At 51.2% G+C, this 22,991-nt stretch carries 11 protein-coding genes and 2 pseudogenes; 3 read left to right on the top strand and 10 right to left on the bottom strand.

Annotation, left to right across the window (positions count from 1 at the left end; all coding sequences use genetic code 11):
* Positions 1-157: 157 nt before the first annotated feature.
* Complete coding sequence (locus tag D2E26_RS00415) at positions 158-1,696, bottom strand: sugar transferase (protein ID WP_125962749.1); 1,539 nt, start codon at positions 1,694-1,696, stop codon at positions 158-160.
* 695 nt (positions 1,697-2,391) lie between these two features.
* Here D2E26_RS00415 and D2E26_RS00410 point away from each other — a divergent pair.
* On the top strand, positions 2,392-4,080 hold the full coding sequence (locus D2E26_RS00410; protein WP_125962748.1) for an MDR family MFS transporter: 1,689 nt from the start codon (positions 2,392-2,394) through the stop codon (positions 4,078-4,080).
* Here D2E26_RS00410 and D2E26_RS00405 read toward each other — a convergent pair.
* From D2E26_RS00405 to D2E26_RS07665, 3 genes and pseudogenes are all read right to left on the bottom strand, one after another.
* A pseudogene (locus D2E26_RS00405) lies at positions 4,081-4,983 on the bottom strand (aldo/keto reductase); the annotation flags it as partial.
* Between the two features lie 169 nt (positions 4,984-5,152).
* Complete coding sequence (locus tag D2E26_RS00400) at positions 5,153-5,935, bottom strand: HNH endonuclease family protein (RefSeq protein ID WP_125962746.1); 783 nt, start codon at positions 5,933-5,935, stop codon at positions 5,153-5,155.
* Between the two features lie 86 nt (positions 5,936-6,021).
* Entirely contained in the window at positions 6,022-10,059 is a 4,038-nt protein-coding gene (locus D2E26_RS07665) for a thiol reductant ABC exporter subunit CydD/CydC (protein ID WP_478213036.1), read from the bottom strand.
* Positions 10,060-10,652: 593 nt separating this feature from the next.
* On the opposite strand from D2E26_RS07665, the gene D2E26_RS00390 reads away from it, so the two are divergent.
* Positions 10,653-12,488 (top strand): AMP-dependent synthetase/ligase, encoded by a 1,836-nt coding sequence (locus D2E26_RS00390; protein ID WP_125962745.1) that lies wholly within the window; start codon positions 10,653-10,655, stop codon positions 12,486-12,488.
* 157 nt (positions 12,489-12,645) lie between these two features.
* On the opposite strand, the pseudogene D2E26_RS00380 reads toward D2E26_RS00390, so the two are convergent.
* From D2E26_RS00380 to D2E26_RS00370, 3 genes and pseudogenes are all read right to left on the bottom strand, one after another.
* A pseudogene (locus tag D2E26_RS00380) lies at positions 12,646-14,606 on the bottom strand (MSCRAMM family protein).
* A 530-nt stretch (positions 14,607-15,136) separates the two neighbouring features.
* Positions 15,137-16,246: a LacI family DNA-binding transcriptional regulator gene (locus D2E26_RS00375; RefSeq protein WP_164515803.1), complete on the bottom strand. Its 1,110-nt coding sequence runs from the start codon at positions 16,244-16,246 to the stop codon at positions 15,137-15,139.
* An 18-nt stretch (positions 16,247-16,264) separates the two neighbouring features.
* A complete protein-coding gene (locus tag D2E26_RS00370) occupies positions 16,265-17,770 on the bottom strand; it encodes a Maf family protein (RefSeq protein ID WP_125962742.1) in 1,506 nt (501 codons plus the stop codon).
* A gap of 117 nt (positions 17,771-17,887) precedes the next feature.
* On the opposite strand from D2E26_RS00370, the gene D2E26_RS00365 reads away from it, so the two are divergent.
* The gene (locus D2E26_RS00365; protein ID WP_125962741.1) at positions 17,888-18,718 is read left to right on the top strand and encodes an alpha/beta fold hydrolase; all 831 of its coding nucleotides are present in this window, start codon (positions 17,888-17,890) and stop codon (positions 18,716-18,718) included.
* Between the two features lie 85 nt (positions 18,719-18,803).
* Here the strand turns inward: D2E26_RS00365 and thrB are convergent, their stop codons facing one another.
* The 3 genes from thrB to D2E26_RS00350 form a co-directional block, all read right to left on the bottom strand.
* Positions 18,804-19,931: a homoserine kinase gene (gene thrB / locus D2E26_RS00360; protein ID WP_125962740.1), complete on the bottom strand. Its 1,128-nt coding sequence runs from the start codon at positions 19,929-19,931 to the stop codon at positions 18,804-18,806.
* 9 nt (positions 19,932-19,940) lie between these two features.
* Entirely contained in the window at positions 19,941-21,275 is a 1,335-nt protein-coding gene (locus D2E26_RS00355; protein ID WP_125962739.1) for a homoserine dehydrogenase, read from the bottom strand.
* A 114-nt stretch (positions 21,276-21,389) separates the two neighbouring features.
* Complete coding sequence (locus D2E26_RS00350; RefSeq protein ID WP_125962738.1) at positions 21,390-22,832, bottom strand: diaminopimelate decarboxylase family protein; 1,443 nt, start codon at positions 22,830-22,832, stop codon at positions 21,390-21,392.
* Positions 22,833-22,991: the final 159 nt, after the last annotated feature.

Raw genomic sequence — 22,991 nt, 5'->3', positions numbered from 1 at the left:
TCTCCAAGCAACGGACATCTAAGCAATACAATTGCCGAGCATCAGATGCCTAGGCAATCCGATCGCCAAGCAATGGCTTTCCAAGCAGGCAATAACTCAGCAATGGCAAGCCCAACAGCATTCAACAAACTGTTCTTATCAAACTTATATCTTCTGTTTAATATGCGCCGCGAGGATGCAGCACTACACCAATAGTGCGCAGAATGTAGATGATGTCACCCATAATGCTCCAGTCCTGCACATAAGTCACATCAAGCTGGCGGCTTTCCTCTTCATTCAGATCATTACGACCCGAAACCTGCCAAGGACCAGTAATACCAGGCTTCACCAAGCTACGTGTGGCATAAACACGATCAAAGGTACTCACTTCTTCAGCAAGGAATGGCCTTGGTCCAACAACGCTCATAACACCACGGAGCGAATCAAAGAACTGCGGAAGCTCATCGAGACTCGTTTTGCGAATAAATCGACCAACCTTGGTAATACGAAGATCGTTCTTAATCTTATGAGTCGTTCCAGTACGAGTATCTGCAGAGGCCATAAGATCAGCCCACTCTTGATCTGCATTCACTCGCATTGACCTAAATTTGTGAATATAGAATGGCTTGCCGTACCTACCAATGCGCTCCTGCTTATAGAACACAGGGCCGTGATCCTCGAGCTTAATTGCGAGCGCCACAATCGCCATAATTGGCGAAGACACAATAATGGCAAGCAAGGAAACAATCACGTCAAAAATGCGCTTCAGAATCTGGCCGAATGGCGAATACTGTGGCAAGTAGATCGTCATAATCGTCATGCCATTACGGTTCTGAATACGTGTTGCATGGCCAGCAATATCAACTGCTGAAGTAACCAGTGCCACTTCCAGGCTCAGCGCTTCCATGCGCAGCGAGAACGTATTGAGGTTATCGGAAAAACGATCAAGCACATCGGTGACCATAACGGTTTGTACACCAAGACGTTCGAAGCGTTCACCAACATGATCGTCATAACGCACCACTTTGAGTGCATTATTATTCGTTGCATTGAGCTGCTCATAGGTCAGCTCATAGTTGTCGTCAGCCTCAATAAGACCCGTTTTGCGGTTTACGCGAATTGGGCATACTGCTAATGCCCTATAGGTCAGCTGCTTACGGTTATTGATTTTGCGCAGTGCATTGCCAATACCTTCTGGTGAACCAACAATAACCGTTGGATACATATAGGCGCCTTTTCGCCTATATTGCACAGCAAGTGCCCTCACGATCATACGAGAGACCATCGTGGCTACCATTGCCAGCAGCGTCGTAAGCATCAGTACGTCTGCTCGTACGTTGGTGTGCAACACAAAATTCAAACATCCAATAAAGCAGAAGCTAATGCAGGCAGCGTTAAAGAGACGAACGTTCATCTCATATCCGTCGCCTAAAAGGTGACGGTGATACACACCAGCGATTTTCAGGCAGAATCCATAAATCACTGAGCAGATAACGATGTAAATGAAGTCGTCGTAGCGTCCGCTGAATTTCGGCAGAGCGAACTCGTGAAACAGATTAAAGCGAGACATGAGAACGTACTGCACGCATGCGTACACAAGCATGTCGAGAATAACTAATCCAAGATTCAGGTAGAAGCGCCAAAACAAAACATTTGAAGAGCGCTGCTGTACTTTACTTGCTATATGCTGCCGCTGATCAATTGCCACTTGCGTCATATTACCCCGCCTTCTCGTGCGGACCTACGGACATGAGTTAGTCTTAGTGTCAAACCAAACCGGAATGAAATGCACAGCTTTGTGCTTTATGGCACGACTATACGAAACAGTTATAACCCCTTCACAGCGAATTTTTGGCATAATCTCAGCGTATGAGACCTAACTTTCTGTATGGTCTCATTCCCACTTGCCGCACCGTTTCGGCGACTGAAAACTGTTATGAAACAGATTTGTATAAGTGGTGAACTATGCGTATCGCATATTTTCAAATCCCAGCGTGTCCCAACACTCGCAACGAAATACGCCGTTGAGTGCCCCCATTTCACCGTAGGTGTGCACCGATTATGTGCTACAGCGACCTCTCGGTCAGCTTCTCCATCAAGCTCTCCACCAGCTGCTCCATCAACTCCCCGCCATCGCCCCATCAAATTCCCCGTCCACTTCCCCACTCACTTCACTTGCGGCATACCATGAGATTAAGGTCGCTCGATGCCGTCATAATAAATACGTTCATTAATTGAAGTATTTGACACACAGAAGAATCCCGCACAATGGACGGGATCCACATCCCGCAGCCAGTTTCAGCGCCTACATTTCTCGGATCAGAGTCTTACGCGAGAACCAGCATCGACGACGCTCCTGCTGACCGCAGCATTGACAACAGAAGATAGAAGAAACTACAAAAAAGAGGCCGCATGAACGCATCCCCATCACGCCCATACACGCGAGATGTGCATGATGAAGAATCCAAACTCACTAACACCTCGGAGACGCAGTCTTCGCAAAACTCAACTCCAGACTCGAATCCAAACCAGGGTCCAAAATCCAAAGGCTCAAAGCGCTTTGCTCAGGCTTTGACGCGCGAACAGTCGTATCGTAATGGCCATTTAACTCACGTCGCTTTTCTTTCGCTGGCCATTCTGACGTTCATTACCTTCATGGGCAACTTCACGCAGCTTCAGCTGAGTGCTGCCCTGCCAACTATCGTTGAGGAATTCGGCATTTCGGTCACCACCGGTCAGTGGCTGACGTCGGTGTTCCAGCTCGTTATGGGCATTATGGTGCCATTAACGGCTTATTTGACGCGTCGTTTTACTACTCGTCAAATCGTTATTGCTTCGATGATTATCTTCACGATCGGTTCGGCTATGTCTTGGTTGAGCCCATCGTTCATTCTCGTTTTGGCAGGTCGTCTGCTTGAGGCAGTTGGTACGGGTGTTATGTGGCCTGTGCTGCAGATTACAGTGTTCTCAATCTTCCCTCTGGACCGCCGCGGTGCAGCAATGGGTCTGGTCGGTATGGCTATGAGTGTCGCTCCTGCAATTGGCCCTACGCTTGGCGGTATTCAGACCGACGCAAACGGCTGGCGTTCGATCTTCTTAACGCTGACCGTCTGTGGCGTTGCCGCTCTGCTGCTCGTGATCTTCTTCCTGCACAATTTTGGTGAGGTTGAGCGCACGGCTCGTGCCGACTTCTTCTCCGTTTCGTTGTCGGTTATTGGCTTCGGCGGCTTGATGTTCGGCTTCACGAATATTCAGGGTTACCCAATGTGGCACCCAATTGTGTGGGCCCCTATGGTTATTGGCGTTGCCGGTATTATTTGGTTCGTCGTTCGTCAGATCCGCTCGACTCGTCGCTTCAACGAAGGCAAGGCTCAGCAGCCTGCTCTTCTTGATTTATCAGTGTTGAAGAATCACGGATTCCGTACGGGCACTATCATCGCGTCGCTGAGCTTCTTTGCATTCTCGTCGATTGTTGTCATTATGCCTATGTACATCCAGACGTGCCGCGGTTATTCGGCTACGATTTCTGGTCTGGTCATGCTGCCAGGCGCTCTTGGTCAGGCTATTTCGCAGTACTTCGGCGGTCGTGCACTGGATCGATTCGGTGCTCGCCCAGTGTCGTTAATCGGCACCATTATTCTGCTCATCGGTACGATTCTGATGTCAATGGTTTCTATGACGTCGTGGATTTGGTGGGTCTCGATTTGCCAGTTCACACGTCAGATCGGTATGGGCTTTGTGCTGATGCCATTAACAACATGGTCGTTGAACTGCTTGTCACCAAGTGAGGTTTCTGCTGGATCTGCTGTAACGAATACGGCTCGTCAGATTGCAGGTGCTATTGGTGCTCCTGTCATTATTCTGCTGATGAGTACGCTGACCGTATGGCGTCAACAGCAGCTCGGCGGCGGTGCCGATCAGCTGATTCCAGCTAACGTGTTTGGTGTGCAGTGGGCACTGCGTATTTCAGCAGTAATTAACGTCATTATGGTGCTTATGGTTATCTTCCAGGTGCGTGGCCAAGGCGCTGGTTCTGCTCATGAAGCAGCACGTCGCGCCCTGTCTCACATGCACCGCACCGACGTGGAAGCATCACGCTGATCAAGCGTAGGTAAATGTTGCTGGATCGTGGCCTGCACGCGTAGGTCCATCCAGCGCATCAATTGCCGCATGCTCTTCTGGTGTTAAAGCAAAATTAAATAAATCAAGGTTCTGACGCTGGCGCTCAGCATGCACAGACTTCGGAATAATAATCGTGCCATTCTCAATGTGCCAGCGCAGAATAACCTGTGCTGGGCTAACCTGATGTGCTGCTGCAATACGCTCAATCGTGCCATCACCAGCATTGAGATCAGCGCCACGAGCCATTGGCGAGTATGCCTCAACAGCAATATTGTGCTGCTTACAGAACGCCACAACTTCACGCTGCTGCCACGTAGGATGCAGCTCAATCTGGTTCACAGCAGGCCACTGACCAGTTTCGTTATAAAGTCGTTCAAGATCTGCAGGCATAAAGTTACAAACACCCAGCGTGCGTACACGGCCAGATTCCTGCAGCTCACGCATAGCACGCCAGGTTTCACTCGATCGCCAATCGAATGGCGTAGGCCAGTGAATCATATACATATCCACATAATCCAAGCCCAGCAATCCAAGCTGACGCTCAAATGCGCACAGGCAAGAATCGTAACCCTGCTCAGAATCCTTAAGCTTCGTGGTCACCCACAGCTTGGCACGCCTCTGCTGTGCCAGCTGCTGAGCATCCACACCACGTTCATCAGCAAGCTTGCTCACAGCATCAGTAACTTTGCCGTTCCAGCCTGACTGAGCCAAAGCACGACCAAGACCAGCCTCGTTGTTGTATCCTGCTGCACCATCAATATGGCGATAGCCCAATTCCAGAGCAGACTTCACTACTGGAACAACGCCCTCATCATCAATGCGCAGCACGCCAAGACCAACTTGTGGAATGACATTGCCATCGGATAACACGATGCCTGGCACCTTTGCCGCCTGCTGCTCAGCTGCGAATACAGTCATATGCTTGCCTTTCTGCTCGTCATACACATCCTAGCGATGCGCAAGGTTGTTCACTGCTCTCTCAAGATCGTTCATTGAGCTTTCGAAGTTGCTCACTGATCTGCCGAGGTGCTCACTAACCTCTTAAGTTTGTTCACTGGTCTGCTGGAATGCTTTGCCCCGGGCAACCATGCAGAATCGAAAGCATGGCACGCTTTTCTGGTGTAGTCACTGACAAGCCATATTTGTCTTTGACACCAATTTGACGAGCCACATAGTCACAGCGATACTCGCCATTTGTTGGCAACCAGTAGGCCGCAGACTTCGAGCCTTTATCTTGATTAGCAGGACCATCAACAGCGAGCAGGTTATACATGTCATTGCCAAACTGCAGACGCTTGCTGGCATCCCACTCACTCGCACCAGAACGCCAAGCATTCTCAAGTGCCACTACGTGATCGATTTGTACAGCCGAACTCGTGGTCTTACCACGCTTGAAATGAATGAGCTGACCCGTATACGGATCCTGCAGGTCTCCAGACTTGACCTTGCAGCTACCACGCTTCGTAAACACCACATTGGTCATATCGCGTGCCAGCACATCGTCTCGCACATCACAACCATTGCCATCGTCATCAGTCGTGCGATAGCCGAACAGCTCACGGTCATAACCTTCTACTGCCCCACCATCTTGTACAGGCAGCTTTTCCAAGGTTTCTGCAGCCGTACCAGTTGCCGTATAACGACCCGTAAGACGTGCTGCATCATCATTTACATGCGGTAGTGCAAAGCCAATAATGATGCCAACAACAATGGCAAGAATCAGCAGAATAAGTACGCGCTGTATTGATGCATCTGATCGCTTTCCTCGCGCAAGTGTGCGTGGTTTACGCGACGTACCAGATGAACGACGCGAGGAACGACGATTCGCGGCCACAGAAATCCCCTTAGAAAAATAAACGAACTTTCCTAAGACTTTAGCGCGAATTGGGCGCGACCGGCCGCGGGCCGCGCCAAATTCCACTACAAATCAATAACTTCGTCGCAAATGCGCATGGTCGACTCGCGATGCGAAACAAGCACAATCGCGAGGCTCTTCGAGCGCTGCTGGGCCTGTTGTGTAGCCTGAATCTGCTCAGCCATAGCCTGATACTTCGTCCTGTACTTCGGCTTCTTGGCCGATGCGTCCTGCGCCTTCGCCTTCATCTTGGCGTACTTCGGCTTGTACTTTGGCGTCTGCTTGAGCGCAGGCTCTGGCTCGCTCAGCCTGGTACGACTCTCAGCCAGTCGGTTAATCGACTGCAGAATCGTGGCCTCGTTCAGCGAGTCAAGACGGCTCGTTGGCTCGTCGAGCAGAATCAGATCGGCGTTGCGCAGGAACACACGAGCGAGTCCAATACGCTGCCTCTCACCTTCTGACAGACGGCTACCGAGTTCGCCAACCTGCGTATCGAGACCGTGCGGCATCGACTCCACAAGTGTCAATGCCGACGCCTGCTTCAGAGCCTCGCGCAGCTGTTCATCAGAAGCGCCGCCATTAGCGAGCAGCAGGTTCTCACGAATCGTCGTGTCGAACAAATACGTCTGCTGGCCCATCATCGCCTGCACGTGACGCCTATACGATGCGTCCACGTTCGGCAGCTCACGACCCGACATCGTTACCGAGCCGCTTTGTGGATCGAAGTATCGCATGAGCAGCTTCAGTACCGTCGACTTGCCGCGTCCAGAAGCGCCGCGCAGGCCGAGAATGCCCGTAACAGGAACGTCGAGATTGAAGTGCTCAAGAACGTCGTGCTGACTTGCGTTCTGTGCCGACTCCTGATCCGCTGTTGCTGTTGACTTCTGTGGTTGCCCCACATAGCTAAACGTCACGTCGTGCATCATCATGCCATCGTATTGAGGCTTTTCAGTGCCCTGTTCCACAACAAGTGGTGCTTCGTCTTGCAACGCAAACATACGACGTGCAGCAGCGAAAGTATTCGTTAAATCGCCAGGCAATGCACTGAGTGCGAGTACTGGGCCGAACGACGAAACGAATAGCACAAATGCCGTGACATTGAATGCAATATTCGTTGGGTCGGTAACGCTCATGCCGATCGTAATGAATGCTGCAATAGCCGAGTAGGCCATAACAATAACGTTCGTCAGACCAGCGAATGCACCATTATGCGAAGCCAGCTGCAGCTGCTGCCTACGCAGTGCATGAGCCAGATTCATCAGACGTTCCAGACGTGCATCAGCCTGCTTGAAGTTAATGATTTGCGCAAGACCGCGCATATCGTCAAGCACTTCGTCGCTGAGCAGTGCCGTCTGCGTACGCAAATCACTGCCGTACTTGGCTAGTCTGTCGCCGAAGATCTTTGGGCACATCAGGCCAAGCGTTGCATAGGCCACAATCATCAACACTGCAATACCTGGGTTAAACAGTGCAAATGCCGTAATGACGTAGAGCAACGAAGTCGTAATAGCAATAACCACAGGTGAAATTGTGTGAGCGAAGAAGATCTCCAACAATTCCACATCAGTTGTAATCAGCGCGATTAAATCGCCACGGCCATGACCCTGCAGCTTAGCTGGAGCCAAACGGCGCAATGCATTAAATGCCTTGTGACGGAACAGCGCCAGCAGACGGAATGCCACATTGTGGTTCTGATACTGCTCGAAGTAACGCAGAATACCGCGGATTGCAGCACAAATAGCACAGCACGTTAATGCCATAGACAGGCCCATACCCCAGACCTTGTTGCCTGTGGCACAGAACAATGCAATCGTGCCAAATACTGGCACGAATGTTGCTGCCAAGTGACCGATGGTACCGAAAATACAAGCGGCAATCATCTGACGCTTCAGCGGACCGACTTCGCCAAGCAGACGAGCAACAACGGCACCATCGGAGTTCTCTACATCGGCATCATCGTGCTTGGTATGTGCTTCGTATGCGGCTTCAGCGGCTGCATACATTTCGTCTGCAGAAACGAAGTTGAAATTGTCTTCAGAATCTGCAGCCGCATACATTTCAGCAAGCTCTACTTCGGTTGCCAATGTATTGGCATCATCATCGGTAGATGTAGCGGAAGCAGCAACCTTTGATTTACCAGCCTTACTTGGGGCATCCGCCGTGGATTGAGATACTGCCTTTGCAACCGTTGCAACTGGCAATGTCTTTGGCGCTTCATGCTGCTGAGCAGTCGTCAGCTGAGCATGTTCACGCTTACCAACCTGCTCCGTTGCCTGTTGCATGGCATACATCTGCTCGAACAAGCCCTGCTGAGCCATGAGCTCATCAAAGGCACCTTGTTCCGCAACAGAACCATCATCAAGTACCACAATATTGTTGGCATGCTGCGCATTAGCCAAACGATGCGTCACCATGATGACCGTACGAGTCTTGGCAAGCTGCTCAATCGTTTGCATAATGAGCTGCTCGCTCTCAACATCAACGCTGCTCGTAATCTCATCGAGAATAAGAATTGGCGAGTTCACAAGCAATGCACGGGCCAGAGCCAAGCGCTGACGCTGACCACCCGAAAGATTGGCAGCATCCTGCTCAATGAACATATCAAGGCCATCAGGCTGATGTGCAATGAACTCATCAATATGAGCCTGTTGCAACGCCTGCATCAACTGTTCATCGGTTGCCTCTGGCTTAGCCATCAACAGATTTTCGCGCACTGTACCTGCAAACAAATGGCTGCGTGCATCTACGAGTGTGACGGCGGAAGTGAGGGAATCCAATGTGAGGTTCGATAACTCATAGGCATCGGATGCAGAGAAATCAATATCAGAAGAAGCCTTCGTAAACGCATGCAGCGAAATAAGACCTGCATACCCAGTCAGACGGCCGGAGAGTAGCGCAGCGAGCGTGGATTTACCTGAGCCGGACTCGCCAACAATGGCAGTGAGCGAACCTGGCACAGCCGTAAACGACACCTCATGAAGTGCGTTACGTGTGGCCGTTGGTGCGAGCACAGACGACGTTGATGCTGCAGAGTTCTCAGGCTGTGCGGCAGGACCAGAATCACCAGTTTGCGAAGCAACATCCTTGTACGAATAACCAACACCTTCGAGCACCAAACCAAGATGATTAGCATCCGCTGGCAGCTGCTGCGTACCGTGCTCTGGCTCAGCAGCGTCGAGCAGCGTGAAAATGCGCTTGGACGACGTCATACCGTTCATAGCAACGTGGAAGAACGAACCAAGTTGACGCACTGGAATGAAGAACTCGGCGCTCAACAAAATAATGATGAGCACACCAGCCACGGTTACGAGATTGCTATTGAGGAATGCGAAGACGCCGTAATCGATGTGCATAAACGTAATGCCGCTGTGCAAATACTGCCAAACAGCAGTAATAATGCCTGCTGCAGCACCACCGAAGGCCACAATATCCATTGCAGTTAGCGAGCGCAGCTGGATCTGCAGCACCTTCATTGTCATGACGCGGAAGTCTTCGGCCTGTTTATCCATGCGCTTGGCGGCGTCGGTATCAGCGTCGTAGTCCTTTAACGTTTCCAGACCTTGCAAGTTGTCAAGGAAGGCAGCTCCCATGTCGGTGTACTTGCCCCAGTACTGCTTGAATACGCGGGCAGCGCTCATAGCGACGAGGCCCACAATAATCACAATGAGTGGTACGCAGCACAGCAGCACGATTGCGGCTGGCATGTTAATTGGCGCAATGAAGGCGAACAACGTAATTGGTGCAAGAACAGCGTAGATAAGCTGCGGAAGGAACAGGTTGAAGAAGCTCTGAACTTGGTCAATACCCTCGCCCATTGATTGCACAACATCAGAGGTACGCACGCGCTGGCTGTAGGAAGGTCCGAGGCTGACAAGCTTCTGGTAGAGGCGCTGACGCAATGCAATTTTGACTTCTTCGCCTGCTGCAACGCCAAATGTAGCGGCGGATCGCATCGCGAGGAATTTAATGAAGCCTAGGCAGATGAAAATCAGCACATAGTAGGCAATCGTGAGTGTTGGCCAGTAGGTTTGCCAGATCAAATCACTGCCGTTTGGCTGTGCACTCATAGGGAAGAATGCGTTGGACAGATTAGTGAGATTCATGCACGTGTTATCTGCCGGTGCGCCGTTGGCAAGCTTGGCGCCTTGAATAATGAGGCATCCCAGATGTGGTGCATGACGGTCTGCTTGCAGCAGGATGACGCCGAGCAGACTGACGAATGTATATACAAGCGCAATGCTGGCTAAGAGGTTAACCCACAATGCCACTACTTTTGCTAGAACGAGTTTTCGAGTGCCAGGGGCAATACTCAATAATCGTTTGTCTATCATCGTGCTGAAGACCTCCGCCTACGCATCTCACATCTATTTGGTTGCACAATGAGTCGCGCCTCAGCATAGCGCGCATCATCTTGCTCTTGCATCTGATTCTCAAATTTACCAAGGCAGTACTGTATGCACGGTGATCATTGCGAATGGCCTAAATTGCGCCATTTTGTGGAGTATTTCTGCACGTTTGTGCATTTATACAACATCTGGCTCTTCAATCTTGAATAATTGCACAATGTGCGTTGCGGTTTACGCACGTAAGGTGACTGTTCGTTGCGCATTGCTATGTGGGTTGTTCAGAAATCAATCTTCGAGAACCACACGAAATACGCAGTACACCAAGCTTTTGAACGGTTCTGGAGGGGAACATGCTGACCGAATACACGACGCCGGGTGAGCGACTCACGCTGAACGACGACGAAACTCGATACAACTTTTTACTTGACCGCATTGCACGAACGGGCACGGACACAATAATTGCTGAAAATAAGCAGAACGATGGCACGTGGATTCAAGTGACGGCTGGTGAATTCCATGACCGCGTGCGTGAGATTGCCAAGGGTCTGATTGCGTTCGGTATTCAGAAGGGCGATGCCGTAACGATTTTCTCGTCGACGCGACTCGAGTGGGGTCTGCTGGACTTTGCACTGGCTGCTGTGGGCGGCGTTCTCGTGCCGATTTATGACACTGATTCGGCAATTCAGGCTGCGCATATTATGAACGATTCGTCGGTACGTTTAGCCATTGCTGATAATCGTGAGCGCTTTGATCGACTCGATTCGGTGTTGGATGAATGCCCATCACTGGAACGTATTTTGATGATTGATGGTCATGCACTCGAGACGCTCGAGGGCCTCGGACTGATGGTGTCGGACGAGGAACTTGATGAGCGCATTAGCTCGGTGAAGGCCGACGATCTGTCGACAATTGTGTACACGTCGGGATCTACGGGCGCACCAAAGGGCGTGGAGTTGACGCATCGCAATATTTTGGCGAGTACACGTGCGGCTGCGGCTTGTGTGCCAGAGACGCTGAGCAATGAGCCACGTCTGCTGCTGTTCCTGCCACTCGCCCACTGCTTTGCACAGCTGGTGCAGTACATTGCGATTAATTCCGATGATGGCGTTGTTGGTTATTTGTCGGGCATTAAAACGTTGCCTGCTGATATGCATACGTTTGAGCCAACGTTCATTCTGGGTGTACCGCGTGTGTTTGAGAAGGTATTTAATGCTGCTTCACGTAAGGCTGGCACTGGCTTCAAGGGTCGTATGTTCCATGCAGCTGCTGAGCATGCTATTGCTTGGTCGCAGACGGTGAATGGTGGCACTGATGTTGGTACTGGTCCGGTAACGCCTTCTGCTGAGATGCGTGCTAAGCATGCGATGTATGACAAGCTCGTCTATCACACGATTCGTTCGGCTTTTGGTCCGCGCATTCAGTTCTTGGCCGCTGGCGGTGCTCCACTCGATACGTCGCTGTGCCATTTCTTTAATGGCATTGGGCTGACGATGATTCAAGGCTATGGCATGACGGAAACTGCAGCACCGTTTGCCTTCACACGTCCATCAGATAACCGCATTGGCACAGTTGGTAAGCCAGTGCCTGGCTCGAGTGTGCGTATTAGTGCTACAGGCGAGCTAGAAATGTCTGGCCAAAATGTGTTCCGCGGCTACCACAATTTGCCAGAGAAAACGGCTGAGGCGCTGAGCTCTGATGGCTGGCTGCGTACTGGTGATTTGGCTTCTATTGACGACGAAGGCAATATCACGATTACTGGCCGTGCGAAGGACATTCTTATTACGGCTGGCGGTAAGAATGTTTCGCCAATTCCTATGGAACAGACCATTGCGAAGTGCCCGATTGTGGAGCATGCCGTTGTGGTTGGTGATAATCGTCCATTCATCGGTGCAGTTATGACGCTTGATAAAGAGGGCCTCGAGCAGTGGCTGCCAACGGTTGGCCAGGACGCTTCGTTGTCTATTGAGCAGGCTGCTGCCCTACCCGTTGTTGCCGAAGAAATCCAGCGTTATGTGGATAAGGCCAATGCGGAGGTCAGTCGAGCAGAATCAGTGCGTAAGTTCATTGTGCTGACCGATACGTTCTCACAAGACAATGCGTGCTTAACGCCAAGTATGAAGGTTGTACGTCCTGCCGTGAATCGCGTATTTGCTGACGAGATTGAGCGTCGTATTTATACGCGATGAAATAGACAGAAGTATTGCAAGACAGTACTAAAAGATAGTCCAGAATAACAAAAACGCTCTTGTGCCAAGATCCCCAATGAGGAGAATCTTTGGCGCAAGAGCGCTTTTGTTATAGCTGTTGGAAGCCGCTAAGCGGACTCAGCTAGCAAATAGTGCATTACTTATTTGCAGCCTTTGCCTTAAGCAGCAGACCGATACCTGCCATGAGCAGGATCACAGCAGCAGCAATGATGCCAGCAACGGCACTACCCGTGGAAGCGAGGCGCTGCTGTTCAGCCTGTGCAGGAGCCTTCGACTCTTCAGTCTTCGACTCCGTGGACTTCTCAGCCTTTGATTCCGTAGGCTTCGTCTCGGTGGTCTTCGACTTGACATCCTTCGTAGGAGTCTTTGGCGTATCAGTGCTGTGTGGCGTTGGGGTCACTGGCTTCACTGGCGTATTACCAGAGTGAGATGATGGCGTATCTGGAGTATCAGGGTGCTCAGGCTTCGTAGGCTGATCCTGAATCGTTGCCGTGTACACATTGTTCTGAGCATTAGCCAAATCGCTAGCCTTCACCGTCACAGGAGCAGCAACCTGATAACCAGCAGGAGCCTTAGTCTCCGTCAACGTGTAATCACCAGCAGCAACTTAGCCAACTGACCATTACCATCCTTATCCGTGGTAATCGTGCCCATCTTCACACCCTGAGCATTCGACACCGTAAACGTAGCACCAGCCAGAGGAGCATCATCCTTACCCGTCTTATGCAACGCAATCGTGTACAACACAGGCTGATCCTGCACCGTCACCGAATACACATTGTTCTGAGCATTAGCCAGATCGCTAGCCTTCACCGTCACAGGAGCAGCAACCTGATAACCAGCAGGAGCCTTAGTCTCCGTCAACGTGTAATCACCAGCAGGCAACTTAGCCAACTGACCATTACCATCCTTATCCGTGGTAATCGTGCCCATCTTCACACCCTGAGCATTCGACACCGTAAACGTAGCACCAGCCAGAGGAGCATCATCCTTACCCGTCTTATGCAACGCAATCGTGTAGAGCACTGGCTGGTCGGTAGCCTTCACCGTGAAGGACTTGTTGGCATTATCGAAATCAGCAGCCGTTACATGAATAGGCGTGGTATTCAGCAAGTAACCCTGTGGAGCCTTGGTCTCGGTAATCGTGTAGTTATCACGCAGCAGACCAGAGACGGAACCAACGCCATCAGCATTGGTCGTAATCGTGCCAACGCTTGCGCCCGTCGAATCGCGGACTACGTTGTACTGAGCACCAGCAAGCTTCTGACCGTCAGGACCAGACTTCTCCAGCTGGATCTCATAGTTGTAGCCGTTTGCCTGACCAGAAGCGTTCTGGTACACAACGCGCGACGACAGACCCTTGTTCAGATCCTTCGACACAACAGAAGCGTCGTTAGTAACGGCTTCGTTATCAAGAGCATTGTGGTTCAGGTTCACCGTATAGATGATGTAGTAACCCTTGGTGCCGTTGTTTGGGAAGTTAATCGTGAAGCTGTTGTCGCTAGCATTGAACGTTGGGTTCACGAAAGGCATTGGTGCCGTAGCCAACGAAGACATCACATACGTGTTCGATGCCTTATCATAAGTGAACGTTGGCTGGAAAATAGAGAACGAACCCTGGTTGTAAGTTGCGCCAGGAGACTTCAGCGTATCGGTAACAGTCAGATCACCAAAATCATGGCCACTAGCGTTCACACGCAGCGAGTAGCTCAGCGTGTTAGCGTTCTGGAACGAACCGACCTTACTAATAACCTCATCTGGATTTGCATAGCGAACCGATGGCGTAATAGTACCGGCAGCGGTTACTGGATGTCCGTTGACATTGAGCACAACCGTATAAGGCGACTGATCAACCTTACCGTTCTGTTCAAAGTAAGCCTGAATCGAACCAGTGATATCCGAATGGCTGTCAACGTACTTCGTGAATGTCAGCGTCATCGTGCGGCTGGAAGCATCCATAGATGCGGTTGCAACGATATTCTTGCCGCTTGCGTCATACACATTGAAGGTCTCGTTCTGGGAGAAAACGAAGCTCTTTGGCAGGCTGATTGTAGCGGTATCGCCGTCATGAACATTATTTGGCAGCGAGAAATTCATTTTTAATGAATAAATTTTCGTACCAGAGTCACTGGAATCTGCAACCGTAGCTGAAGTCACAATGTTGTCAGTGAGTTCAGCTGCATTAGCAGTGTTAGCAACAGCGCCCGAAGTAACCATTGCTAATACGAAGCTCAGTGCGCCAATAATTGCGGTGAAGATACTAAATATATGTTTATGTCTATTCGTCTCAGTTAGAGGCGAAGCCGTGTTCATGTGCATGACATTCTCCTGAATTCCTATGTACATAAGGCGTCGCCGGAGATCATCAATCACGTAAATTATTCGTATCGGTGGTTCAGCCGTCACAACGGCGCCCGAATCTCAGCACCAAAGTATACAAGTCCCCCCTTAATGAAAAAACAACGATATGCTGGCAAAATAAAATGCCATTACGGCTAATTTGGTGTCTAATTTTTTGATCACATATAGCGTTATTATTTTACTGGCAGTAAAGAAAGAGGCCTCAGTGCTCTCCCCAAACAGAGAACACTGAGGCCTAACGCTTTTATACAGTTTCTGGCTTTTGCTTACGCCCTTGCCGCCGGTGCCAAGCTCTTACGCAACACAGGCTTAGCTGGCACCAAACCAATGCCATGCGAAGAAATCGAGAACGCAGCCTCTGGGCCCTTCCCCATCAGATACAGCGCATCTCGCATCACCTGAGTACCGAGAGCATCAAAGTCCGGGCGAACCGTCGTCAACGGTGGCGTCATGTTATCGACGGCAGGCATATCATCAAAGCCCACAACGCTCACTTCTTGTGGCACACGCACACCATGCTCATGTAGTGCACGCAGCACACCAATAGCGTGAGCATCATTCGCACAAATCACACAGGTTGGCGGCTTTGCACCAATACGACCAATATTTTCCAGCACGTGGTTCATACGCTGATACGCTTCGCCAGCATCCCAACTCGAGCACTGCACAGTCACGGAACTCATTGGCGAGCTGAAGCAAGCCTTGTTCCATGCTCGCAAACGTGTATACGCATCGCGCCAATCCTGAGGACCAGCAAAATACAGCACATTACGATGGCCGTAATCAAGCACAAGTCGATGCACTTCTGCCATCGCACCGTACTGATCAATACCCACGCACGATGTTTTCGAACGCTTTTCGCGAGGCAGCAGTCGCATAGCCTCTGGAATACTCATCGCACCGTGCGATGACGTCACAATAACGCGCGGCTGTGAAAGTGGCGCACGAATTGCAGCCTCAAACATGGCATCAGTTGGCGCCAGAATAATTGCAGCATCAACTTCTTGTTCAAGCAACGGTTCACAGAATCCATTGAACTGCTGCTGCGTGCACTCCACATTGTGCATAAGCACCACATTAAGTGTGAGTTCATTAGCACGTGCTAGCGTCTCAATAGCCGCAATTGTGGTCACAGGACCATAGAAACGCTGGCCACCTGCAATCAAGCCGATCATGCGCGAGTTACGTGAGGCCAGTGCTCGCGCCGAATTACTCGGCCTATAGTCGAGCTCATCAATGGCGCGCATCACTTTTCGACGGGTATCAGCCGCCACTGATGCAGAGTGATTAATCACTCGTGACACAGTTTGATGACTTACGCCCGCCAGTCTCGCCACGTCGAACATCGATGGTCGACGCGTACGCCTGCTCGCCATTATTGCCTCCCACTTACTTCAGCGTACTTGGTGTGCTAGTTCCTGCAGTCTATGTTCAAAGTTCGACCAGTCGGCCTTCAGTGCCGTCAACAAGCGGCGGTTTGGTACGTCATCAATTGGAACCCAATTGACTTCTGTACTTTCGTCGTCGTTGGCATGCGGTGCGACATGATGATTTGGTTTCTCGAACGCAAAGACCGTGGTGTAGCCCCAGTTACCATGATCCTCTTTATAGGTGCCAAGCACTTCAATATCGTCGGCATGAATGTCGGCTTCTTCCATGGCTTCGCGCAGTGCACCTTCAATAGGAGTCTCACCATCTGCAATGGCTCCGCCAGGAATGCCCCATGTGCCGCCTTCTGCACTCCATAGAGAGCGATGCTGCAACACAACATCGGTGACGTTACCCTGCTCATCAGTACGTGCGAGCAACACACCTGCAGCACCATTCGTGCCCCAGTGACGACGACCGCAGTTGCAATCAACCCAGCCATCACCTGGCTGATGTACGAATTCGACAGCAGACTTCTCATGCGATGGTTCAGCCTTAATAGCGCCCTGCTCCATACGCGTACGATCGTCAGTGCCAACGTTCCACAAATCAGTCCACTCGATTCCCAGCTCAGTGGTCAAATGACGTACCAGCGGCAAGCTGACGCCAATAATGCCTGATGGCGCACCTTCAATCGACTCAATAAATGCACCGCCGAAGCCGTCAAGCGTAAACGAACCAGCAACTTCGAGTGGCTCACCAGTGGCGATATACGCATCAACATCGTGCTCGCTGAATTCACCGAAGTGCACTAATGCCTTACTAGCGCCGCGAGCTACCTTGCCCGTTGCAAAATCAATCAAGCAATGACCAGTCCACAATTCACCAGTTTTGCCGCTCATAGCCATAATGCGCTGCTTTGCCGTTGCTGCATTATGAGGCTTGCCATAGGCTTTGCCATCCAGCAAGAACATCGAGTCGCAGCCCAGAATCAGTGGACCGCTCTTCGAAGCGGCTAGGCCAGCATGCTGTGCTTGGAATTGACCTAAATCACAGCTTCGCGTTGGTACAGTAACGCCCGAGAAATCACGCGTCATTGCAGCAGCCGTTGCATCAGCAGAATATGGCTGCTTATCAGTGCCCTCTTGGCCAGCAGCACCATTTGCACCAGCCGCAGCCAAGCTTGCTGCATGCTCAGCTTGATCAGCAGCAGCCTGCGTTGCAACAGCATCGGCCGAAGCAGTAGCACCTTCGAGCGGATACCCAGTCACCGCTACGCCGCGAGCGCTGGCTGCTGTATCTGCAGTGCTGCGGTACATGTTGTAGACCACATGTGCTTTAGCCTCAGCCAGCATCATGACGCGCTTATCAATACCAAGCTCATCAACAGTGCAGTGTTCTTGTGCTGCAGCAGCTTGCACCACGGCATCTTCGTCGACGTGCGATACGCGAATTGTTGGGCAAATGCCTGCATCAAACAGCACATTGCGTCGTGCAGGAGACTTCGAAGCCAAAATCACAGGAATCGTCATATGCCACACTTTAGCCGTACGCTATCCGCTTGCTCACTTTCAGCTCATTCATTTCACTGAATTTTTCACTAGCATAAGAACGGATTTTGAGCACAACAACGGAATCGTAGGACCACTATGATGCAAGAACATCGTTTTTTGACCTCTATGGGACCAATCCATTACTGGACGAGTCCGCGTATTCCTGATGCTCCTACGCTGGTGTTCTTGCCGGGACTGGGTTCTACGCACTACATGTTTAGCCGCCAGATTGCTTGGTTTATGAAGCATGGTGTGAATTGCTTAGTGTGGGATGCACCATCGCATGGCGTCTCTCGTCCGTTTGATCTGCAGTGGAGCATTGACGATACTGCTCGTTGGTTGCATACCATCCTGCAGCAGGAACACATTACTGAGCCTGTGCTCGTTGGCCAATCGATGGGAGGCTTTACCGCTCAGGCCATGATTCGCTTGTATCCGGGCGAAGTGCGAGCATTCGTGGGCATTGACTCCGCACCACTCGAGCGCCAGTACTATTCCAACATGGATCTCAAAATCATGCATTTACAGCGCGTGTTCTATCGTTTCGTGCCGCGTTGGTTCAGGCTGTTTGCTGGTCCGTATGGCGTTTCCACCACCAAGTATGGCCGTTCAGTGGCCCGCTTCATGCTGTTTGAATACACGCATCCGCAGTTCGTTCATTTGATGGGCCATGGATATGACACAATTGCCCACGCTATTAAGGCAGACAATCGCTATGCTCTGACGTGCCCAACGCTGCTACTGTGTGGCGATATGGATCTCGCCGATGCTGCACAACGACTTAATCGCCAGTGGTCTGAAACTGAGCATCTGCAGCTGCACTGGATTCCAAGCGCTGGCCACAACTCAAACACTGATCAGCCCGATCTCACGAACGAGCTGATTACCAACTTCCTCGACGATCAGTGCGGCATTCATTTGAAGTAAGCAATTTCAATCTGACGCACTACAAATCTGCCGATCCCGCATACCTGACTACAACTTCAGTTTGGTAACCGGATCGGCAGTAATCTCACGCAATTGGTTCTGCTGTTACCCTGACGCCAGTTCGGTTGACTGGCAGGTGCAACACGCGCCATTTACCCGAATCAAGTTGCGGCGCGGCTGCCGCGTCAATATTGGCTGCAGCTTGTGCAAATACTCGCTTGAGTTCTGCTTGATTTTCTGCCGTTTTATTAATTACTGTTGTTGCGTCCTGAGCAGTTTCAGCACCGCGAGCGCTCCCCTGCTCAAGCAAATACGCGCAATCATGCAGCACGAGCACACATGGGCCTGCGCCAGAAACACATGCAGCATATCCAGCCTCACGTAGTGCATAAATAAGCTCGGCTGAAGGTGGCATCAGACCAAGGCGATATGGCTGATGCAAATTGTCTTCTGTAGCATCGAAAAGCAGTGCATTCGTTATAGTTGCGCTGCTCGTTGCCATAACAGCTGGCATTAGCGACGCATGCGAAATATTGGCAATAGCATCACCAAACGGCACCTGATCTGGCAGTACACTGCGCGCAGCACTCGTAGACAGCTCAAAGTCAGGAATGAAGACGCTTGCCAGCATTGTCTGCTTTACCGCATAGTTCACGGTTCTAAATCCAGCACCGAGGCGTTCTGCAGCCACACCAACAACGGATTCACTAGCTTCACGCTTCCATGAAGCCGTCATCGAGCCATAAACCGCTGGAGCTACATTATCTGGATGGCCTTCAAGCTCAGCCGCAACAGCAAAAATGAGATCGCGATTCGTCAACTCGCCCGTTGCCACATCAACATAACCAGCAAATGCTGCTGCTGCACTGACGCCAGCCACAATGGCTTCAGCTGATGAACCCATGCCACGAGCTTGCGGAATACGATTCGTGCAGCGCACATGTATAGCAAACGTACCAAGGCCGAATCGCTCGCAAGCTTGGCGGAAGGCACGCACCACCAAATGGGATTCATCACGAGGCAGCGTTTGCTCGCCTTCGCCTTCAATATCGACGATGACGCTTGGCTGCGCATCGTATGGCGCAGCCGCATCAATCAGCGAGAATTCAACCTCGTCAAAATAGTCAAGTGCCAAGCCCAAGGTGTCGAACCCTGAGCCCAGATTGGCACTTGTTGCAGGCACTTGTACACATACACGCTGCACTGGTGTCATACATTCACCTCAGTCAAGAACGCGCAGCACGCTTGGCTCGCCTACTACGCAATCGAGCGTGCACACGTCGCTAATCGTTTCGCGCAACGTGAGCTCATCAGTTGGATGCGTCACAATACGGAACTGCTGAATCTCACCGTCATAACCAGGATCGGTCTTCGTAGGCTTCAAATCCTGATTGACGCCATTAATCGAAACGCCATGATCACCGAACTTACGAGCTACCTGAGCCAGCGTGCCAGGCGTATCGTGCACACGGAAGTTCACAGCAAATGCTGCCTTCGAAGCCGAAAGTGGTGCCTTTGGCAAATCGTTGTACATCGTGATCGAAGGACCTGTCGTACCTGCGGCAATATGACGAGCCACAGTCACAATGTCACCAACCACAGCAGAAGCCGTTGGAGCACCGCCAGCACCGCGACCATAGAACATCAGATCATCGGCATACTTGGCCTTCAAGAACACAGCGTTAAACGAACCATGCACGCTAGCCAGTGGATGATCCTTGTTAATCAGTGCTGGATACACGCGTGCGGAAACACCAGCTTCACCGTTCTCCACAACGGCCAGCAACTTGACCACATGGCCTTCCGCTGTTGCAGCAGCAATATCATCAGCCGTGATCTTCGTAATGCCTTCAACGCTGACGTCATCAATCGTCAAATTCGTATGGAAGCCAAGCGTTGCCATAATGGCAGCCTTATTTGCCGCGTCATAGCCTTCAATATCGCCAGTTGGATCAGCCTCGGCATAGCCCAATTCCTGAGCCTTCTTCAGCACATCGTCGAAATCAAGACCCTTGGTGGTCATCTCATCGAGAATGTAATTCGTTGTGCCGTTCACAATGCCGAGCATGCTCTCGACCTGATCGCCAACGAGCGACTCACGAAGTGGACGCACAATTGGAATAGCACCGCCCACTGCGGCTTCAAAGTAAATATCTGCATGATGCTGCTCAGCCAATTCGTACAGTTCTGGACCGTACTTAGCCAGCAGAGCCTTATTGGCCGTCACTACTGACGAACCGTTTTCCAGTGCTTGACGCACGAACGTACGAGCTACACCAGTACCGCCAATAAGCTCAACAACAATATCAGCGCCGTCCACAACGCTGGCTGTATCGTTGGTCAGCAAAGCCTTATCAATCCAAGGAAAATCAACTTCATCTGGATCAAGGCATGCGACGCCGCTCAACACAATTGGACGGCCAATACGCTTGGCTAACTCCTGCTGCTGCTCGACCAACAGTCGCGCCGTCTGAGAACCCACGGTGCCCGCTCCAAGCAGACCCACGCGAATTGGTTCAGTTGCATTACTGGTATTCGGGGTTGCGTTTGTAGACACTGTTTCTCCGTTCTTCCAAGTCTTAAGCTCGCGCCTATTTTACGAAATTTTGGCATTTTCAGCCGTTATCTGACCGTCTTTTAAGAACAGGAAAAATCACATAAATTATTTTGATTACTGTGAAACGTCGAGAGCCAGTAAATCGTCAACAGTCTGACGACGAAGCATAACGTGAGCACCCTGCGACGAAACGGCAACAACGGCAGGAATGAGCTGTTGATTGTAATTACTGGCCATCGTGCGGCCGTACGCACCCGTAACAGGCACGGCAAGAATGTCACCACGTGAAACATCGGACGGTAAATCAACAGCGTTGACAACAATATCGCCTGACTCACAATGCATACCAACAACGCGGCTCAGGCGAGGCTCGGCCTCGGAGTTGCGGTTCGCGAGCACGGCTGTGTATTGCGAGCCGTACAAAGCCGGACGAATGTTGTCACTCATACCGCCGTCCACTGAAATATATGTGCGAGAAGCCGGATCTCCTGCGAGCGCCACAGTTTTGACGGTACCAACGCGGTACAGCGTCACGCCTGCTGGAGCCACTACCCAGCGTCCCGGTTCGAACGAAATAATTGGCATTGGCAAACCCAAATTGCGGTTCGCTGTCGTTACGGCGTCTGCCAAGCGAGTGAGCTCACGTTCAATATTCATTGAGTCTTCGGAATCGGTGTAAGCCACTGAATAGCCACCGCCCAAATCGACTTCTGGCAGCAAATAGCCCGAAACTGCATAGAACGTTTTGCGCAGCAGCATCATGCGGCGAGCGGCCTGGATAAACGCATCGGCATCGTGAATATTCGAACCAATATGCGAGTGCACGCCAACAAGTTCGAGCACATCGGAATACTTCATAATGTTCTGCAGCACAGCAATTGCTGGTCCATCAGCAATGCCGTTCAAGGCCTTAAGCAGATCAGGCGTATCACCAGTAGATTCAGCCGCCTGATCGAGCGCCGTATCGAGTGCATCCGTATTCGCACCAACCGGCAGCAGCGCTACACCGAATTTCTGGTCTTCGTGGGCTGTACTCACGAATTCGTGGCCGCCCGCGTGAATACCCGAGGTGACGCGCAACATGACGCGAGCGCGTTTGCCTAAGCGCTTGGCAATGGCAGCAATACGAGCTGGTTCTTCTGGCTCGTCAATAACGATTTTGTTGAAGTTATTCGTTATAGCGCACTCAATTTCTGCATCGGACTTGTTATTGCCATGCAGCACAAGGCGACGGCCGGAGACGCCAGCGGCCAGAGCGATTTGCATCTCGCCCATCGTGCATGTGTCAACAAACATGCCTTGGCTCGTGACGATGCGTGCGATTTCTTTGCTTAAGAAGGCTTTTGCAGCAAAGCTGACATGCGTAGTTGTTGTATGGAATGCGTCGGCTGCAGCAGTGACGAACTGATGCGCACGATCGCGAACTTCATCAGTATCGATAACGTAGAGCGGTGAACCGAATTGGTCGAGTAATGCTGTGGCAGTAATGCCATGGAACGTCAGCTCTCCTTGAGCATTGCGCTGCGTTGCGGTCGGCCAAATCGGTGTGAGATTCATCGCGTCTCCTTGCGCCCGGAAATCTACCAGCTGGATGTTCAGATAAAAATAGCAGACATCACGCGGGTTTGCATGATGTCTGCCATATTTACTGGTACGGATCAAATCCGAACGCTAAAACTGAGGTCCAATCTCAGTTTGGTGAGACTGTAGCTCAGC

This window comes from Bifidobacterium dolichotidis, from assembly GCF_003951975.1.
Classification (GTDB): Bacteria; Actinomycetota; Actinomycetes; order Actinomycetales; family Bifidobacteriaceae; genus Bifidobacterium; species Bifidobacterium dolichotidis.
This window is presented reverse-complemented; position numbering and strand designations above follow the sequence as displayed.